Raw genomic sequence first — 17965 nt, forward strand, 5'->3', positions numbered from 1 at the left:
ATATTAGAGTGCTAAAAAATGCAAACTCTAATGCTTGTTGGATTATATAACTTTAGTCATTTACTATCAATTTATCTTATTTAATTGTCTGTAATGTTTGGGGGTTTTGGGGATTTTAAGGGGGGCAGGGGGCAGGGGGGCAGTGGGGTGCCTCGCAATAAACCCCCTTGTCCCCCCCCCTTATAGAAAAAAGCAAAGCGGGAATTGATGATTAAGAAGTATGCTTCACTCAAGCCAATTTCAACACAAGAATCCAATCGCACAAAATGACTAGCAAATGGCGTTTTGCACAAATGAGATTTGTGGTGATTCTAGAATCTATTGGTGTTTTATTTTTGGGATTGGTTTGGCAAAAGCACGGATTTTGGTTTCTCAAGCTTGGCTTGGTGTTTTTCTTAAGGGGGTCAAGGGGAACTTAAAGCAGCGTTCCCCTTATCCCCCTTAACAACCCCCATAACCCCAGCATTGCATTAGCAAGGCTCGTTCAAGATTATATTGACTTGGAATCTTTTTTGGTTCTACAAGGTTAGTTTGGTTAGCAGTTTTCATTTCCTTTATAACTTAGTGGGGTTTAATGATTGATAAGGGTTTTTGATGGAGATTCTAGGAATCAAAAGAATCCAAAGAATCAAGAATCAAGAATGCTCTCACAAAGATTCTAAGAATCTAGATTCAATTTAAATCAAAAAAACAAACCTAAAACACCAAAGAATCAAAACAAAGTCAAAGCAATGTGGGTAACACACAAAAAGCGGGCAGGGGTTTGGGGGATTTTAAGGGGGATAAGGGGGGTCCCTCGCAATAAACCCCATTGTCCCCCTTATAGAAAAAGCAAAGCAAGTTTCAACGACTAGAAAGTGTGCTTTGGCAAAAGCAATCCCAAGAAAGAGAAGTAGCGAACAGCGTTCTGCAAAAACAGCACTTTTGGCAATTTTGGAATCCTTTTTGGTTCTACAAGCTTGGTTTGGTCGGCGTTTGCTTTGCCTTTGCTTTGCTTTAATTCACCCCCCTTTTTTTCATTCTGAATCACCCCCTCCCTCCATTTAGTATCCCACTACTGATTAGTCGCTTTTGCTCTTGTGTCCTCTTTGGCTTTGTGAGGGACATTAGGCACTATTTGAGCTTTTTCTGTTTCCTCTGTAGGAGTATTTCCTACTCTCAAAGGAGCAGTGGTTTGTGCTTTTGCATTCTCTATACTTGTTTTCTCTCCAAAGCTATATCTAGCTCCTAGATTGAATTGGAGTTGTGTCCTTAGTTTGTCTCCAAAGCTTTTCTCTACATCCACATAGACTCTAGTGGATTGATTAAGCTCTAGATTGCTTCCTACATTTAAGACCACTCTACCATTGGAAGCAAACTCAGGATTGTAAGCTTTTGTTGTGCCTGTAGTGAGTTTGTTAGATCCTCCTGTGACAAGATCATATTCATAGAATGTCCCAACATAAAGAGAGATGTTTTTGTCTTGTTCTACAATCTTTTTACCAAAACTAGCTCCTAGTCTAGTTCTAGTCAAAAACACACTCTCTTGGAGTGCTTTGAGTTGATTGCCTTTACCACTTCTAGTTTTCATCTTGGTGGTGAAGTCAGATTGATTGAGATAACCTAAGCTTAACTCTAATTGTGGATCAATGAAATAATCTTGTTGTTCTCCTAGAATGAAACGATAACCCACTTCATTGGAGAGAGTGAATCCTAGATTGTTTGCAGTGTTGTTGTGATCACTACTATTGCTCAAAGAAAAATCAGAAGTGATATAGCTGAGTTTAGCAATTGTGTCATTATAAAGACCTACATTACTCACATAAGAATTATAAAGAGCAATTTCATATCCACTTGATTGGATATTGGAGAGATAGATAGTATTGATACCACTCACATTGATTGCATTGCTAGCTTGAGTGGCTTTGTTGCTCTCACCCTTAGAGTGCATATAAGAGAATGCAAGTCCTATGTAGTTTTTGGCACCCTCTGTTTCTAGTGCATAATCATATCCTCCTTGAGCAGTCACATAGCTTGTGCGTGCTCCCAATCCAAAGTTAGATTCTTGGAGTCCTCCAAACACTCTAGCCCATACTCCTTGAGTGTAAGGATTGTCTCTAAGTTCTCCCATTCGTTTGTTAAGAGAATTGAGGTTTGCAATGTATAAATCATAATTGATAGAGAGAGCAGAAGTGAGAGCTTGTTGGGTGGTGTTATCCACTCCTAGACTGATTGCTTTGCCTAGGAAGTAGGTGGTGTAGTCACCACTCTCTTGTGCTTTGCCTTTATCTGTTGCCCCATTGACTTTACCATTTGCATTTGTGGCTACTTTGACGAATTCGACTTGAATCTTTTCTCCACCATTGATTGTTTCAATGGAGGTGAATGTGGCTAGGGCATTATTGACATTATCGCTATTATCTCTATTTTTTATGGTAGCGACGGCAATGTTGTGTTCTGTCTCTGTGCCACCACTTGAATATTTGATACTTGAAGTTTGGCTAGGGTCGATAGCAACGGCAATCTGTTCTTTGAGAGCAGTGTTGCCTTGATTGTTGTTTCCTACACTTAAGATGACAACACGATCAGAATAGGCGTGTCCGTAGGTGCCACCACTTGCTCCTACACTTGTGCCTCCGATTTTGCTACCTTCTTGTGTTGCTTCAGTATCCACAGAGACAACAAAGGTGAGGTTGCTTGAAGAGAGTCCTACACTTTGTGGATCAGGAGGGGTTGTCTGCCCAATCTCTAGGAGGTTGAAGTTGTGGGTTGTCCCTAGATTAGTTTGAGCATTGCTTGAGAGATTGATTTTGCCTGATTTGGCACCAGTGCTGAGTTTGAGGGTGTCTGTTTTGATTTTTTCATTTGGAGATTGAAAACTCAGTGTGCTTCCATTTCCAATCTCTGTGGTTGTGATAGTAGCAGTCCCATTTGTAAGATTGAGAGTGGATTCTGTGGCGTTGGCAGTAAGCTTAGTGATTTGGTTGGTTTGTCCTTTTAGCGTGAGGGTGGAATTGCCGTTAAAAGCAATGTTTGTGCTTCCTGCAGTAGTTTCAATCGCTTGTTCTATGGTTGCATTGGCACCATTGGCAAGATTGAAAGTTGTGGTGGCTCCTTGAGCTGTGGTGGTGATTTTGGAAGTTTCGCCACTTACTACACTCACTCTTGAATCCCCTGCATTGAAATTGAACTCTATATTCCCTGAAGTGTTCTCAATGTTGTTTTTGAGTGCTAGGGTGGTTATCGCTCCATTACCTGATGTTGGGGATTGGAAGTTGAAAATGGTTTGAGCAGAATCAGTTGGCGTTCTTGTATCAGTGGTATGATTGGATTTTTGATTCTTGATAGTGCCTTGCACTTCCACATTGTTGCCATTAGTGATATTAAAAGTTGTAGTGTTTTTCTCGTTTATATTTCCTCCACCTTGAGTAGTGATATTGCCTTTAATCGTTGTGTTATTGCCCTTAAAATTAAGAGTGAGTTTGGCATATCTGTCTGTCTTATCACGCCCTACATAGATATTTCCACCTCCACTTGTAGTGCCATCACTGCCTTTTATATCAAGTTCTCCATCACTACCATTGAAGTTAAAAATCACTCCATCATAACTATTATCCCCATATCCTCCGATTTTTACTTCCTCTTTGACATCAACCTTATTAGCAGTCCCATTGAGATTGAATTCTGTGCGTTTGGCTTGCCAAGTATGTTCTATTTTTTTCTTGAAAGAGAGGGTGGTATTATCTCCTTCAAGATAAAAAATATTGTTTCCGTGTTTTGCAGTAAAGAGAGAATAATCCATTCTACTATTTGTTTCGCCGTCACTATTGATCCCATTTGCTCCGATTGTGCCGCTTGTGGTAATAGAAATAATGTTGCCTCCACCACTTGAATAAACTCCTCCATTAATCGTTAAATCATTGGTAGAGATGATGTTGCGTGATTCTCCCCAAGAGGAGATTGTTTTTGTGACTTGCAGTGTGTCTATAAACACCCCATTGATTCCACGCCCTTCGTCAATAGTTCCGATGGCTCCAGCTATGAGTATGCCTTTGGCTCTGAGGGTTTGCGTATAAGTGGAAATTTTTTGATAATCCGAACCCTTGAGCGTAACTTCGTCAATGTTGCTCAATACCAAATCTTTCGCTTCATTCCCACCATTTGCAAACTTCAAAAGCCCTTTACCGATGTAGTTGCGTCCTTGATAATTCACACCACCTCTTGATTCGATTTTGTTGATATTAAGAATGTCATTTGATTCACCTTCAAGGCTGATGACATTGAGGCGATCACCGGAGTTATAATGCCCGATTGCTAGTTTCTCAAGATAGAGGGTGGCTTGTTTTTGGAATTGGATAAGATTGTGTGCTTCTGAAACCTTTGCAACATTCCAACCATCTGTATGTGCGATGATACTCATACGATTTGTATCATCCCCTCCGATTTGTCCATTACCTTCAAAAAGGATTCTGTTGTGGGCATTGTTGTCTTTTCTGCCAGCTTCATAAAATCCAGATTCAACTCGAATCTCTCCTGTGCTTCCATTTCCTTTTTTGATACTCGCACCATCGTTTTTGAAAGTGATATTGACATTGGTATCAGAACCTTGATCTGCACCTGCACCTACACCACCGGGAAAGTGATATGGAATAAACCCATAAGTTCGGATATCCCCCTCAATGCCTCCATTACTAAAAGTGAAGTTTTGCTCCCCTCTTAACAATCGTGCCTCGATATTTCCTTTGAGTTTCGCTCCATTTTTGAAAGTAAAATTGGTTGTAACGCTACTATAATCGAAATTCCAAAGATGAGGATCAGCTTTATCTGGAATAGTTGGTGTGATAGTGATATTTCCCTCCATATCGCCATTGAAAGTAGCTTCTACTTTGTCAGTGGGAGAACCACCTGCTATGATTTTGATATTACCTTTGAGGGCGGTTGTTCCTGTTTTGCCTTCAAAATCAAAAATGGCTTTGCGAGAAAGATTGGCGGCATTATAGTTTCCAAAATCAATCGTGAGGGTGCTAGTGCCGTTATCCCCCAATTGAAGTCCCTTATCTTTGTTGGTAAGCTTGATTTGAGTGTTCAAACCTTTTAGAGTGAATGTGGATGATGCGAAATCTGCACTTGTGGTAAGGGAGTGCTGGAACTGCAATGTAAGATCTTGCAAGGCTGTGCCATTGCTTTGCAGTTGGTTGAATGTCGAGGGTGAGGCTCCTGCACTGATTTGCACTTGAGTTATTGGTCTGAAAAATTGCCCATTGTTGAAACTATAGCAGATCGCACTTGTGTTGCCATTACAATCTGTGACATTTGCACTTGCCACACTCGCACTGAGGGCTAGTGCCAACGAAGTGGCGATGAGAGGCTTGTAAGATTTCATCATACCCCCCCCCCCTACAGAGATTTTTCGCTTATTTTGTGCTGAATTTTTCATTTAAAATACTCCTTAAAATACTGGATAAAGATTGAGATATTTTGTGTATCCAAAATATCAAGCCTTAAAATTAGATAAACAAGAATGTGTATTATAAGTTAAATTTTATTAACATTGCCAAAATGTTTATCATTATCGTGTAGTCCTGTGTGGTGTATCTACTTAAATTCTAGTTAAATACAGCGATTAAACCTGCTACAATGCGTATTTACTTATTTTGAATCATCGCTACTGGGAAAAGGAGTCAAGTGAAACAAGGAAATATGTTGAATAAATTCCGTGCTGTTGCGGGTCTAGGTTTGTGTGTCGGGATTTTGATGGTGGGGCTCAATGCAGTCCAAGAGGACAAAGCAAAAAGTGGGGAACAAAAGCAAGTCAAGCAAGATTTGATAGACGACAAAACAGAATCTAGCAATCGTTTGGAGCCTTACAAAAAGCTAAGAAAAGTCATCTATCTCGTGGAGCACGGCTATGTCGATGAAGTGACACTAGAGGAAATCGTGGATAAAGCGATTGATGGACTTCTGAGCAATCTTGATGCACATTCTGCATATCTAGATGAGAAAAAATTCCGCGATCTCAAAGATCAAACAGAGGGTGAGTTTAGTGGGATTGGTATCACGCTCGGGATGAAAGATGGGGCATTGACGATCATCGCCCCACTTGATGAATCCCCTGCATATAAAGCCGGACTGAAATCTGGAGACATTATCCTCAAAATCAACGACAAAAGCACACTCAATATGAATATCGGTGATGCGGTCAATCTGATGCGTGGGAAGAGGGGGACGCCACTGCAGCTCACGATTTATCGTCAGGGTGAGAGCAAACCTATCATCAAAGAGTTGAAGCGTGATACGATCAAGGTGGATTCTGTGACTGGACGCAAGGTGGAGGGCACGAATTTCTATTATATCCGTATCAGTTCTTTTGATAAAAATGTCACTAGCAGTGTGGAGAAAATCCTCAAAAAAGCGGGAAAAATCGATGGTTTGATTTTGGATTTGCGTAACAATCCCGGAGGGTTGCTCGATCAGGCTGTGAAGCTTTCGGATTTGTTTATCAAAGATGGAGTGATCGTGTCGCAGAAAGGACGCTCTAGAGAGGAGAACATCGAGTTTAGAGCCGATGGCAAAGCCCCTTATGCAGAGTTGCCTTTGGTGGTGCTTGTCAATGGGGGAAGTGCAAGTGCGAGTGAGATCGTGGCAGGGGCATTGCAAGATCACAAACGGGCGGTGCTAGTCGGTGAGCAGACATTTGGCAAGGGAAGTGTGCAGGTGTTCCGTCCTTTGGGAGAAAAAGATGGATTGAAGCTCACGACTGCGAAGTATTATCTGCCTAGTGGGAGAACGATCCAAGCCGTGGGCATCAAGCCTGATATTGAAGCACATTATGGAGCCGTGCCTCAAGCTAACAATGGGTTTGAGATCAAGGAAGCAGATTTGCGTAAGCATCTAGAAAGTGAGCTAGACAAGGTAGAAAACAAGAAAGGCACCAAAAAAGACAAGTCCAAAACGAGTGACAAAAACCTACTCAAAAATGAGCAGATTATGCAAGACAATCAGCTCAAAAGCGGGATAGACACTCTCAAAGCGTTGGGTGTATTGAAACAATAATGAAACAAACACTTCTTTTTTTGTCGCTCCTTTGCTTCAATATGCTTTTTGCCGAGCAAGGTGGGGTGGCACAAAATGAAGTGGCACAAAATGAAGTAGTACAGAGCGAAGTGGCACTCCCCCAAAGCACTCATACAGAATCCAAAAAAATCTACCCCAAGATCGTTTATCTGCGTCTTTTGCCCCAAGAAAAAAAAGAAGTCTATGTCGGACAGCAGATCAAAATGCAATATAGTTTGTTGCTATTTGATGGGGCGTCATTGCTTGAATCTGAGTTTATCTATGAGAACGAAGAGGATCTCAACAAAATAGAGCTCCTCAATCCCAATGCCACTTGGAAAAAGCAAGAGGACGGGAGCTATCTCAATACCTTCATCTACAAAATCAAAGCCCCTAGCGTGACATTGCCCACACTCAAAATCATCGCTTTGTCCAAAAATGGAGACTATACCGATCAGGATATGGTCAAAGGGAGTGAGATCGAGGCGATTGAGCTAGGTGGGAAGCAATATAGTGGTTTGCTTGCTGAAGATGTCAAAATCTCTCACATTAAGGCAAAAAAATACGATGAGGAGAACAATATCCTTGTGTTTGACATCGAGGCAGTCGATGCAAATCTCGCAGATTTCAAGCTCAAAGAGATTGTGACGCAGGGCTTTGATGAGGAGATCAAGCAAGAGGGGGCGGTTTCCAAAGGCGTGTTTTATTGTATCGTGCCTTCCAAGCTTGAGGCTTTGAGCTTCACTTATTTCAATATGCACGATTTGCAGTATGCAGAGGTGCGTATCCCTATCCATATACAATTGGATCAAGTGAGCACGCAGTCGGATTTGGAACCCAAAAACAATTTTTTGATTTTTAGCAATTTGATTTTGTGTCTTATTGTTTTGGTGTGTCTTGGCACGGCGTTTCTTTTGCGTCAAAACAAGGCGTGTCTGGTGGGGTTTTTGGCATTGGCTTGTGTGTTTGCTTCATATCTTTTGTATCACATTTTGATGAGGGAGAGTGTCGTCATCAAAGCGGGTGGGGTGGTGAGCATATTGCCAACTACCAACTCCACGACACTGCAAAAGCTTCAGCACTCCGTAGAGGTGAGTGTGATTGGCAAACACAAAGAGTATTACAAAATCAAGCTCGATGATACGCGTATCGGCTGGGTGAAAAGGAGTGATTGTGAGTAAGATCAAAGGAATGATTGCGACATTGAGTATCGCGGTGGGTTTGGCGTTGATTATGCTGTTTATCAGAATCAATCGGCATAGAGAAAATGGGCGTTGTGCGAGGAATTTTTGTGGCTTGTTTTTGCCTTTTAATAATTTCGAGCTAGAGATTTTTGGGCATTTTGATCCAAGTGCTACGCTTCTTATGCTCAATCATCAATCTGCAGCAGATATTATTTTCTTAGAGGGTTTGCACCCGCAAAACATCTGTTGGATTGCCAAAAAGCAGTTGGGGGAGATTCCGTTTTATGGTTATGCGTTGCGTGGTCCTGAGATGATACTCATCGATCGTGAGGACAAGGCGAGTCTGGTGTATATGATGAGGGAAGCCAAAAAGAAGCTTGAGCAAAAGCGTCCTTTGGTGATTTTCCCTGAAGGCACAAGGTGCAAAGATGAAACGAGGTTTTTGAAGTTCAAAAGTGGGGCTAAGATTTTGGCTGAGAAGCTCAAGCTCAAAGTGCAACCTGTGGTGCTTATCCATTCTAGCAGGGTCTATAATAGCTCACCGATAGAGAGTAGGGGGAACAAAGCAAGGATTGTGATTTTGGAAGCATTTGAGCCAAATACGCCGGATTGGTATGAGCGTTTGGAGCATCAAATGTATGCCGTCTATCAGCGACATTTTCAAGAATTGCAAGATTCTTAAATGGCGTTATTATCACTACTCAATGCTTCAAAAGCATTTGATCTGAAGGTGATCCTTAGTCAAGTTGATTTTTCTATCCAAGAGCAAGAGCGTATCGCGATTGTGGGCAAAAATGGGAGTGGCAAATCCACATTGCTCAAAATCGTTTTGGGCGAGGTGGAGCTAGATGCTGGGGAGCGTATCTGCACTCAAGGGCTAAAAATCTCTTATTTGCCTCAAGTGCCACGATTTACGCCACATCTGAGTGTGGCGGAGGTGATTGAGGAGAGTTTGTCTGATTTCAAACAAGTCCATCAGCGTTTGGAGGAACTCACTCAAGAGTTGCAAAAATCTCCAGAGCAACAGGCGTTGTTGCGAGAGTATGCGAGTCTGAGTGCTTATTTGGACAGACATCAAGCGTGGGACTTGCAAGCGTGTGTGCAGGAAGTGATTGAGCATTTTGAATTGGAGCCTATCAAAGATCGCTTGGTGGAAACGCTTAGCGGAGGGGAGCAAAAAAGGGTGGCACTCTCACAGATTCTGTTTGAGCAATGTGATATTTTGATGCTTGATGAACCCACAAACCATCTAGATGTCGAGATGGTGGAGTTCTTAGAAAAGAAATTGCTTGGCTTGAAATGCACTTTGGTTTTGATCAGCCACGATCGCTATTTCATCGAAAATCTTGCTACGCGTGTGGTAGAGGTGGATAATGGCAGGGTTTTGAGTTTTGATGGGGGATACACTCAATATTTGCAGAAAAAAGAAGAAATGCTTAGGGCGTTGAGCAGGGAGCACGAGGTGCTACTAAAAATCCTCAAATCCGAGGAGGAGTGGTTGAGGCGAGGGGTAAAAGCACGACTCAAACGCAATGAGGGACGCAAAAAACGCATTATGGAAATGCGTGAAAAAGCCAAAACCAACCCCTCAGCGATCGCAAAACTGAAGCTAGAAATCCAAAGGGAGCAGAAAGCGTTCAATCAAGAGGAGGGGAAAAACCACAAAAAGATGTTGTTTGAGGCAGAGGGGATCGGCAAGAAGTTGGGCAATAAGCTGTTGTTTGAGGATTTGAGTTTTAGAATCTTGCAAAGGGACAAAATCGCGATTGTGGGCAAAAATGGGAGTGGCAAAAGTAGCTTGATCAAAGTCTTGCTAGGGGAAATCCCTGTGGATAGTGGGCGATTGAAAAGTGGGGAGCTAAAGATTGGGTATTTTGATCAGCATCGCAGTTTTTTGGATCCTGAGAAAAACCTCGTAGAGACTTTTTGCCCTAATGGTGGGGATAGGGTAGATGTGCGTGGGAAAAATATGCATATTTTTGGCTACCTCAAAAGCTTTTTGTTCCTCAAAGAGTATTTGACACAGAAAATCAAGGCGTTGAGTGGGGGAGAGAAAAACCGCGTCGCTTTGGCGTTGCTTTTTACAAAAGAATACGACTGCTTGGTGCTTGATGAGCCGACAAATGATCTAGACATCAATACGATTAATATTTTGGAGGAGTATTTGATGAGCTTTGATGGGGGTGTGCTGTTTGTGAGCCACGATCGCTACTTCGTGGATAAGATTGCTCAAAAATTATTTGTTTTTGAGGGGAATGGGGTGGTGCTGGAGCGTCACGAGAGCTATAGTGAATATTTGGAGGATAAGCAGGAGTTGCAAGAATATCTCAAGATCCAAACAGAAGTGAGTCAAGCTCCCCACACTCCCCACACTCCCCCAAAGCTACAAAAGAAACAGACGAAGCTAAGCTACAAAGAACAGAGGGCTTTGGAGATGTTGCCACTAGAGATCGAGAAACTAGAGGGTGTGATCCATAGCCTAGAGTGTGCGTTGAGCGATCCCAAAATCTATGAGCAGAGGGGTATCACAACGATTGCCAAAGAGCTGGAGGAATGCAAAGAGGTGTATGAGCAGAAGCTAGAGGAGTATTTTGCGCTAGAGCAGAAGAGGGAGGAGCTGCAGTAGCCCACTTTGTTTGGGTCATTCCTCCATATTGCTCCAATTATCCCAGAAAACACTAAGCAATCACATATTGTCTATCACAGCATTGAACCAACAATTTGGTGTTTGTTTTTATGTTGCGACACAATATGGAGGCGGAGAATAACTTCAATTTTTTCTTGCACCCATCATGATTGTAATTTTGTTTTTTATATTAAAATTCTAATTACAAAAATTAAAACAAAAAAGGAGCTGAAATGTTCAAAACAAAAAATAAAATGAGAGGAACTTTTTCTTCAATAGCTTTTGTAGGAGGACTTTTATTTTCTACAACCCAACTCTATGCAAGAGAAACTCCATTAAATGATTGTAAAAGAATTGCACAAGAAAGAGATGCTTTTGTAAAAAACACACAAAATCAAGAGATTCAAGATGCTTACGATGTGTGGGAGAATAGCTTGATTCAGGCAAAAAGCGTTGCAGAAAATTTGAAAAGCAAATTTCAAATAGCGAACCTTGCTCACTTTGAAAAAAAATTTTCAAAAGATCCCGAAAGAGCAATAATGAAAGCAATTGCTCGTTCTTATCAAGAGGAAATTAAATGTTATGAATCGATCGCAAATTAGAAATTTCTCAGGATAAATACTTATTTGTTTTTCTATAAAATCCCCATTTATACCCCATTTTAGGGGTATCCCCTATGCTGGATAATTTCGAATTTTTCAAATTTTTCTTGGTGTATTTGCTAGATAATTTCGATAATCTCTGTCATTATTTCTCCTTAAAAATTCTTTCTAAGATTATCTACAAAAAGATAAAGCTTGAAGTTAAGAATTTTAACCAAAACCAAAACTTCAAGTCAAGGGGATCGACTATGCCCTAGAGGGCTGGGAAATGGTGCATATAGGGGCTTTAGGGGGTTTGAGGATTGGGGGTGGTTTTGGGGTTGAGATAGTGATAAATCGCACTGATTTCTTTGTCTGTGAGATAGTATTTTGGCATTATGCCTTCTGATTCGTTGATGGCTTTTTTGAATTTTTTGAAATCGATTTCTGTGATTTTTGGTGCCTTGAGTTCTTTTTGGCGTCCATTGTGCTTGTATGTGGCGATGATTTTGCCCTCTCCTTGAGAGCCGTGGCATTTGATACAGCTGATACCGCGAGGGTTTTCATAGAGTCGTTTGCCATATTCTAGCTCATCGATAAAATCCCCACGCTCATCTTGCGATAGGAGGGGTGCCACAATCAAGAGGGATAGAAGAAGTAGTTTTTGTTTCATATTTAGCCTTTGGTGGTTTTGTTTTTGTTTGTATTATAATTAGCATTTTGAAAAAAATAAAGGTCTATGATGAAAATTCTTGATGGGAAACAACTCTCTAAGCGTATAGAGGCAGAGGTGAGGGAAGAGGTGATCCTCTTGAATCAAAAGTTTATCTATCCTACTTTGGCAGTGATTTTGGTGGGTGATGATCCTGCTAGTTCTGCGTATGTGCGTATGAAAAGCCAAGCCTGTGAGCGTGTCGGGATCAACTCTTTGACTTTTGCGATGCCTGCTAGCACAAGTGAGCAGATCCTGCTCTCCAAGATCGAAGAGCTCAATGCAGATTCAAAAGTCGATGGCATTTTGGTGCAACTTCCTTTGCCAAGTCATATCGATACGCACAAAGTGCTTGAAGCCATCGATCCATACAAAGATGTAGATGGATTCCACGCTTTGAGTGTGGGCAAAATGATTTTGGAGCTTGGGGGCTTCACTCCTGCCACGCCTTTGGGGGTGATGCGACTGCTTGAGGAATACAAGATCGATCTGGTAGGACGCGATTGCGTAGTGGTGGGTGCGAGTAATATCGTAGGCAAACCTCTGGCAAGTTTGCTATTGAATGCAAATGCTACCATCAGCATTTGTCATATCCATACCAAAGATCTCGCTTCCTATACGCGTGAAGCGGATATAGTGTTGGTGGGAGTGGGGCGTCCCAATCTCATCACCGCAGATATGATCAAAGAAGGGGCGGTTGTGGTGGATATAGGTATCAATCGTTTGGCAAACGGAGAGCTAGTCGGAGATGTGGATTTTGCCAATGTGGCTCCAAAATGTAGCTTCATCACCCCTGTGCCCGGTGGCGTCGGTCCGATGACGATCGCGATGCTTTTGCAGAATACACTACAGAGTGCCAAAAATAAACTTCAAACTAAGGAAAACTAATGGAATTTTTATACAGGTTTTATCGTTTTGCGTCTTCTTGGACTGGGACGATTGTCATCGTTGCTTTTGTGATTTTTTTTGTTGCTCAAGCATTTGTGATCCCGACTCGATCGATGGTTGGCACACTTTATGAGGGAGATATGCTCTTTGTCAAGAAGTTTTCTTATGGGATACCTATACCACGCATTCCTTGGCTAGAGATCCCCATCGTGCCTGATTTCAATGGCAATGGGCATTTGGTGAGCGGAGAGCGTCCCCAAAGGGGCGATGTGGTGGTGTTCATCCCTCCACATGAAGAAAGAACCTACTATGTCAAACGCAACTTCGCAGTCGGAGGGGATGAAGTCGTGTATGCCAAAGACGGATTCTATCTGCGTCCAAATGAGGGGGATGCCTATATCGCCAAACATTTTCCAAACGCAGAGACTAAGGAGTTTTTTGGCAAAACCTATGTCAAAAACCCCTATATGCGAGAGCATTATGGGATCCACTACGCATCAAACAATGCACTTTTTACCCAAGCTGTCAATGCGTTGAGCTTCGAGGGGCAAAAATGGGTGATTGTCGGCACTTGTGTGAATCCAAAGACAAAAGAGCTCTATGAATGCAAACAAGATTTTGCAATGCAACCTTTGAGAGTCGATGAAGTGCCTATCCGATCTAGCACTCTCTACAATGCAGGGGAAGTCGTGTTTTACAAAAAAGTGCCTCAAGATGAGTTTTTTATGGTAGGTGATAATCGTGACAATAGTCTTGATTCGCGTTATTGGGGAAGTGTGAAATACGCCAATGTGATTGGCAAACCTTGGTTGGTGTATTTTTCTATCAATCTTGTCAACTCTCAAGAAGCACGAGCAGAGGCGATGAGGCAGGGCAAAGATGAGGGGTGGTGGAAATATTCTGTGCGTTGGAATCGTGTCTTTATCACAATGAGTGGGATCGAGCGTGATTTGGAGAAGGAGGCTCAAAAAAGTGGGCAACATTGATTTGGTTGATAGTTTGTATCGCTATCTTGCATTGCTCAGTGCGATAATGATCCCTGCTTTGACTTATAGCTATGTGGCAAGTCGTTATATGCCTGATTGCATTGTGGAGGATGGCGAGATCGTGTGCGATGGGGTGGTGAGCTTCAATCCGATTCGGTATGTGGATGTGCTGGGGACTCTTGTTTTTCCGATCGTGATGGTTTTTGCCTCTGCACCGATTTTTTTTGGTTGGAGCAAAAATGTCTTGGTCGATCAGCAGAGGAGCTTTGAAGAACACGGGATCAATTCTTTGATTTATTTAGAATCCTCAGAAATCATCGCTCATTTTTTCATCGCTTTTTTGAGTAGCATTGTTTATACTTCTTTTGAAGCGGAGTTGGGAGATTTTGCCCCTTTGTTTAGGAGTATCATCGTGTTTAATGTCGTGTTTGCGTGTATCAAACTTTGCCCACTTGTGCCGTTCAATGGCTTGAAAATCTTGAGCTATTTGGGGTTGAAAGTAGGTAGCGATGGGTTGCTTAGGTTTTATGAGTTTATCGCACCTTATGGGATTTTGATTTTGCTGTTGATATTTTTCACCCCTCTTGCATTGTTGATTCAGTATCCTATGTATTGGATTTTGAGCTTTTTGATATAGGAGGATAGGAGATGCGATATTTTTTGGCTACAGATCACGCGGGGGTGAGGGTGCGTGATTTTATCGTTGAATATTTTAGAGGCAAAAACTTGGATTTGGTGGATTTCTCTCCGAGTGGTAGCGAGAGTGTGGATTATCCAGACTATGCCAAAAAGGTCTGTTTGGAGGTGTTGAAAACTCCGCAGTCAAGGGGGATTTTGGTCTGTGGAAGTGGGATTGGTATGAGTATCACTGCCAATCGCTTCAAAGGGATTAGAGCGGGGCTTTGCACCGATGCGTATATGGCAGAGATGACACGCAGACACAATGATGCCAATGTCTTGTGTCTAGGCGAGAGGGTGAGTGGATTGGGCATCATCGAATCGATTTTGGATGCATTTGTTACGACGGAGTTTGAGGGTGGAAGACATCTCTCAAGGATAGAGAAGATTGATTGTGAGTGAGCGAGGTTTATGATGTTTTGGATGGATTGGTTTTTTATCACGGCTTTTATTTTGTTTGCGATTTATATGTCTATACGGACTTTCTACTATCGGTCTATTGCGCAAAAAGAAGAACGCAATTCTGCCAATATGAAATTGACTTTGCAAGATGCGGAGATTTTGATACGCAAACATCAGGTGCAGCTCCAAAGAGCATTGGGAGATATTGACATTCTCACTCAAGAATTGACTGCACTCAAAGGGGACATCAGAAGCCTCAAGCAAAGAAACTCACAATACAAAATCGAGGCAGATCGCTACAAATCAAGGATCAAAGAGTTAGAACAAAAGATTGAAGCATTGCTATAGGAGATAAGATGAAACAAAAGATTTTAGAGAGTATTCGAGTGGTTGCAGACTACCCCAAAGAGGGAGTTTTGTTTCGCGATATTACAACGCTACTCAACAATCCTGTCGCCTTTTCTATGGTGATTGAGCATTTCAAAGAGCGTTATAGTGGGGAGCAAATTGATTTTGTGGTGGGATTGGAATCTAGGGGATTTATTTTTGGCGCACCTTTGGCGTATGCTCTAGGGCTGGGGTTTGTGCCGATTAGGAAAAAAGGCAAACTCCCTTATGCCAAAGTGTCGGCAAGCTATGATTTGGAGTATGGAAGCGATGAGATTGAGATCCATATTGACGCATTTGCAGGGATACAAAACGCACGGGTGGTTTTGGTGGATGATCTGATCGCAACAGGTGGCACCGTGCAATCTGCTTTGAAACTGATTGAGAAAGTAGGGGGGAAATGTGTCGAGGCGTGCTTTTTGATCGATTTGGTGGAGTTTGGGGGATCCAAAGAGATTGCAAACTCAACAAAAGTTTATAGTTTGTTGCAATTCTAAAGGAGGGAATATGGGTTTTGAGCAGTGGATTACAGAGCTTTGGAATGAGCATATCGGGACTTGGGGGTATTTGATTTTGTTTTGTTGGAGTGTTTTGGAGGGCGAATTGGGGCTGATTATGGCAGGTCTTGCAAGTCACGATGGACATATGAATCTAGCATTGGCGATTTTTGTCGCGGGGCTTGGGGGATTTGCCGGAGATCAGATTTATTTTTATATCGGAAGATTCAACAAAAGCAGATTGACTCATATGTTGCAATCCCAAAGGCGTAAGTTTGCATTGGCACATATCCTGCTCAAAAAATATGGTTGGCCTATTATTTTTGCTCAGCGTTATATGTATGGGATGCGGACGATTATCCCTATCAGCATTGGTTTGACGCGTTATAGTGCGATCAAGTTTGCCATCATCAATCTTTTGAGTGCTTGGGTGTGGGCAGCCATCACGATTGTGTTTGTATGGTATTTTGGGGATTTGATTTGGGAGATCATTGGTTGGTTCAAATCGCGTCCATATTTGCTTGTGCCATTAGCTATTGCACTATTTGGTGGGATCGCAGGGTATTTTCATTTCAAAACCAAAAAAACAAAGGAGAACAAATGATAAAAATCAACAATACACAGCAGGAGTTTGGCAAAGTCGAGGCACAAAGCCGTATCGTGTTTGTCATCGATAAGAATCTAGAGGCACTTGATGATAAGGTGATTTTGGAGGAGCTAGATTTCAAAGAAATCAGTTTCGTGCAAAGCAGTCGGACACTCTATGTCAATCTAGACAAGCTCACCGCAGAACATCTTGCAGAGGCTAGTGCCAAAGCGATTAGAGCAATGCGAGGGATGAAGTATGAAAATGTCAAGGTGCAAATGCTTGGTGGGGCAAAAGAGCATTATGCAACGATACTTGGGATTTTGTGTGGGTTTTATCAATTTTTGCAATACAAGAGTCAAAAACAAACAATCACACTTCATGAGGTTTTGGTTTGTGGCGTTGATGAAGAGGTGGTGCAGAAAGCTTTGATACTTGCAGAGAGTATCAATCTAGTGCGTGATCTTGTCAATACGATACCCAATGATGCGACCCCTGCGTATTTGGCTCAAATTGCTCAAGAAGAATCACAAAAGGTAGGATTGACTTGCAAAGTCTTGGATACACAAGCAATCAAAGCTGAAAAAATGGAAGCCTTGCTCGCGGTTTCTAGAGCTTCAGCACACGAGCCCAAAGTGATCCATCTCACCTACAAGCACCCCAATGCCCAAAAAAGATTGGTTTTTGTAGGCAAGGGGCTAACTTATGATAGCGGCGGCTTGAGCTTGAAACCTGCAGATTATATGGTGACAATGAAAGCAGACAAAAGCGGTGGATGTGCCGTGCTTGGGATCCTATCAGCAATCGCACGGTTGGGATTGCCTCTTGAGGTGCATGGGATCATCGGTGCGGTGGAAAATATGATTGGTGGCAATGCTTACAAGCCTGATGATGTGCTTTTCTCAAGAGAGGGCAAAAGCATTGAGGTGAGAAACACTGACGCAGAGGGGCGTTTGGTGCTTGCAGATTGCTTGAGCTATGCACAAGATTTGAATCCAGATTATTTGATTGATTTGGCAACATTGACAGGGGCTTGTGTCGTCGGACTTGGAGAATACACGACAGGGATTATGGGATACAACAAAGAGCTAAAAGCACAAATGGAAGAGTGTGCTTCTAGATCAGGAGAACTTGCAAATCAGCTCCATTTCAATCACCATCTCAAAGGTTTGATTGATTCTAAAATCGCAGATATATGCAATGTCTCCTCCTCGCGTTATGGTGGGGCAATCACTGCAGGAATGTTTTTGGGTGCTTTTATCCGCGAGAAATATCAAGATGTTTGGCTACATCTAGACATCGCAGGTCCGGCATTTGTGGAGAAAGAGTGGGGGATCAATCCTTATGGTGCAAGTGGTGCAGGTGTGAGAGCTTGTGTCGAGTTTGCAATCAAGCAGGGGGAATAA

At 42.2% G+C, this 17965-nt stretch carries 15 protein-coding genes; 13 read left to right on the forward strand and 2 right to left on the reverse strand.

Annotated features, from left to right (window positions below; all coding sequences use genetic code 11):
* Window positions 1-1054: 1054 nt before the first annotated feature.
* Window positions 1055-5416 carry an autotransporter outer membrane beta-barrel domain-containing protein gene (locus BBW65_RS00740; RefSeq protein ID WP_066338414.1) on the reverse strand — a complete coding sequence of 1454 codons (4362 nt, stop codon included), beginning with the start codon at window positions 5414-5416 and terminating at the stop codon, window positions 1055-1057.
* 263 nt (window positions 5417-5679) lie between these two features.
* On the opposite strand from BBW65_RS00740, the gene BBW65_RS00745 reads away from it, so the two are divergent.
* The 5 genes from BBW65_RS00745 to BBW65_RS00765 all read left to right on the forward strand — a co-directional run bounded on the left by BBW65_RS00745 (window position 5680) and on the right by BBW65_RS00765 (window position 11444).
* Window positions 5680-7032 (forward strand): S41 family peptidase, encoded by a 1353-nt coding sequence (locus tag BBW65_RS00745; RefSeq protein WP_066341716.1) that lies wholly within the window; start codon window positions 5680-5682, stop codon window positions 7030-7032.
* On the forward strand, window positions 7032-8213 hold the full coding sequence (locus BBW65_RS00750) for an SH3 domain-containing protein (RefSeq protein ID WP_066338416.1): 1182 nt from the start codon (window positions 7032-7034) through the stop codon (window positions 8211-8213). Before BBW65_RS00745 ends, BBW65_RS00750 begins: the two co-directional genes overlap by 1 nt.
* Window positions 8214-8223: 10 nt before the next feature.
* Window positions 8224-8898 carry a lysophospholipid acyltransferase family protein gene (locus tag BBW65_RS00755; RefSeq protein ID WP_199919485.1) on the forward strand — a complete coding sequence of 225 codons (675 nt, stop codon included), beginning with the start codon at window positions 8224-8226 and terminating at the stop codon, window positions 8896-8898.
* Complete coding sequence (gene abc-f / locus BBW65_RS00760; protein ID WP_066338419.1) at window positions 8899-10842, forward strand: ribosomal protection-like ABC-F family protein; 1944 nt, start codon at window positions 8899-8901, stop codon at window positions 10840-10842.
* 233 nt (window positions 10843-11075) lie between these two features.
* Window positions 11076-11444, forward strand: a complete 369-nt coding sequence (locus BBW65_RS00765; protein WP_066338422.1) for a hypothetical protein — start codon at window positions 11076-11078, stop codon at window positions 11442-11444.
* A 286-nt stretch (window positions 11445-11730) separates the two neighbouring features.
* On the opposite strand, the gene BBW65_RS00775 is transcribed toward BBW65_RS00765, so the two are convergent.
* Window positions 11731-12096, reverse strand: coding sequence for a c-type cytochrome (locus tag BBW65_RS00775; protein WP_066338427.1), 366 nt, complete (start codon window positions 12094-12096; stop codon window positions 11731-11733).
* Between the two features lie 69 nt (window positions 12097-12165).
* On the opposite strand from BBW65_RS00775, the gene folD reads away from it, so the two are divergent.
* The 8 genes from folD to BBW65_RS00815 are packed head-to-tail and all read left to right on the forward strand — an operon-like array spanning window position 12166 to window position 17965.
* A complete protein-coding gene (folD, locus tag BBW65_RS00780; RefSeq protein WP_066338428.1) occupies window positions 12166-13023 on the forward strand; it encodes a bifunctional methylenetetrahydrofolate dehydrogenase/methenyltetrahydrofolate cyclohydrolase FolD in 858 nt (285 codons plus the stop codon).
* The gene (gene lepB / locus BBW65_RS00785) at window positions 13023-14009 is read left to right on the forward strand and encodes a signal peptidase I (RefSeq protein WP_066338431.1); all 987 of its coding nucleotides are present in this window, start codon (window positions 13023-13025) and stop codon (window positions 14007-14009) included. The genes folD and lepB overlap by 1 nt, the downstream gene beginning before the upstream one ends.
* A complete protein-coding gene (locus BBW65_RS00790) occupies window positions 13996-14646 on the forward strand; it encodes a hypothetical protein (RefSeq protein WP_066338435.1) in 651 nt (216 codons plus the stop codon). The genes lepB and BBW65_RS00790 overlap by 14 nt, the downstream gene beginning before the upstream one ends.
* A gap of 11 nt (window positions 14647-14657) precedes the next feature.
* Entirely contained in the window at window positions 14658-15089 is a 432-nt protein-coding gene (rpiB, locus tag BBW65_RS00795; protein ID WP_066338437.1) for a ribose 5-phosphate isomerase B, read from the forward strand.
* Between the two features lie 21 nt (window positions 15090-15110).
* On the forward strand, window positions 15111-15437 hold the full coding sequence (locus tag BBW65_RS00800) for a hypothetical protein (protein ID WP_199919486.1): 327 nt from the start codon (window positions 15111-15113) through the stop codon (window positions 15435-15437).
* Complete coding sequence (locus tag BBW65_RS00805; RefSeq protein WP_233702113.1) at window positions 15434-15973, forward strand: adenine phosphoribosyltransferase; 540 nt, start codon at window positions 15434-15436, stop codon at window positions 15971-15973. The genes BBW65_RS00800 and BBW65_RS00805 overlap by 4 nt, the downstream gene beginning before the upstream one ends.
* Before the next feature lie 10 nt (window positions 15974-15983).
* The gene (locus BBW65_RS00810; protein ID WP_066338447.1) at window positions 15984-16577 is read left to right on the forward strand and encodes a DedA family protein; all 594 of its coding nucleotides are present in this window, start codon (window positions 15984-15986) and stop codon (window positions 16575-16577) included.
* Complete coding sequence (locus BBW65_RS00815) at window positions 16574-17965, forward strand: leucyl aminopeptidase (RefSeq protein ID WP_066338448.1); 1392 nt, start codon at window positions 16574-16576, stop codon at window positions 17963-17965. The genes BBW65_RS00810 and BBW65_RS00815 overlap by 4 nt, the downstream gene beginning before the upstream one ends.

This window comes from Helicobacter enhydrae, assembly GCF_001693335.1.
Classification (GTDB): domain Bacteria; phylum Campylobacterota; class Campylobacteria; order Campylobacterales; family Helicobacteraceae; genus Helicobacter_G; species Helicobacter_G enhydrae.

What these genes read in the sequence shown, in the direction of transcription:
- BBW65_RS00740 (WP_066338414.1), bottom strand. Translation starts at nt 5,416, where the DNA reads ATGAAAAATTCAGCACAAAATAAGCGAAAAATCTCTGTAGGGGGGGGG.
- BBW65_RS00745 (WP_066341716.1), top strand. Translation starts at nt 5,680, where the DNA reads ATGTTGAATAAATTCCGTGCTGTTGCGGGTCTAGGTTTGTGTGTCGGG.
- BBW65_RS00750 (WP_066338416.1), top strand. Translation starts at nt 7,032, where the DNA reads ATGAAACAAACACTTCTTTTTTTGTCGCTCCTTTGCTTCAATATGCTT.
- BBW65_RS00755 (WP_199919485.1), top strand. Translation starts at nt 8,224, where the DNA reads ATGATTGCGACATTGAGTATCGCGGTGGGTTTGGCGTTGATTATGCTG.
- abc-f (WP_066338419.1), top strand. Translation starts at nt 8,899, where the DNA reads ATGGCGTTATTATCACTACTCAATGCTTCAAAAGCATTTGATCTGAAG.
- BBW65_RS00765 (WP_066338422.1), top strand. Translation starts at nt 11,076, where the DNA reads ATGTTCAAAACAAAAAATAAAATGAGAGGAACTTTTTCTTCAATAGCT.
- BBW65_RS00775 (WP_066338427.1), bottom strand. Translation starts at nt 12,096, where the DNA reads ATGAAACAAAAACTACTTCTTCTATCCCTCTTGATTGTGGCACCCCTC.
- folD (WP_066338428.1), top strand. Translation starts at nt 12,166, where the DNA reads ATGAAAATTCTTGATGGGAAACAACTCTCTAAGCGTATAGAGGCAGAG.
- lepB (WP_066338431.1), top strand. Translation starts at nt 13,023, where the DNA reads ATGGAATTTTTATACAGGTTTTATCGTTTTGCGTCTTCTTGGACTGGG.
- rpiB (WP_066338437.1), top strand. Translation starts at nt 14,658, where the DNA reads ATGCGATATTTTTTGGCTACAGATCACGCGGGGGTGAGGGTGCGTGAT.
- BBW65_RS00800 (WP_199919486.1), top strand. Translation starts at nt 15,111, where the DNA reads ATGGATTGGTTTTTTATCACGGCTTTTATTTTGTTTGCGATTTATATG.
- BBW65_RS00810 (WP_066338447.1), top strand. Translation starts at nt 15,984, where the DNA reads ATGGGTTTTGAGCAGTGGATTACAGAGCTTTGGAATGAGCATATCGGG.
- BBW65_RS00815 (WP_066338448.1), top strand. Translation starts at nt 16,574, where the DNA reads ATGATAAAAATCAACAATACACAGCAGGAGTTTGGCAAAGTCGAGGCA.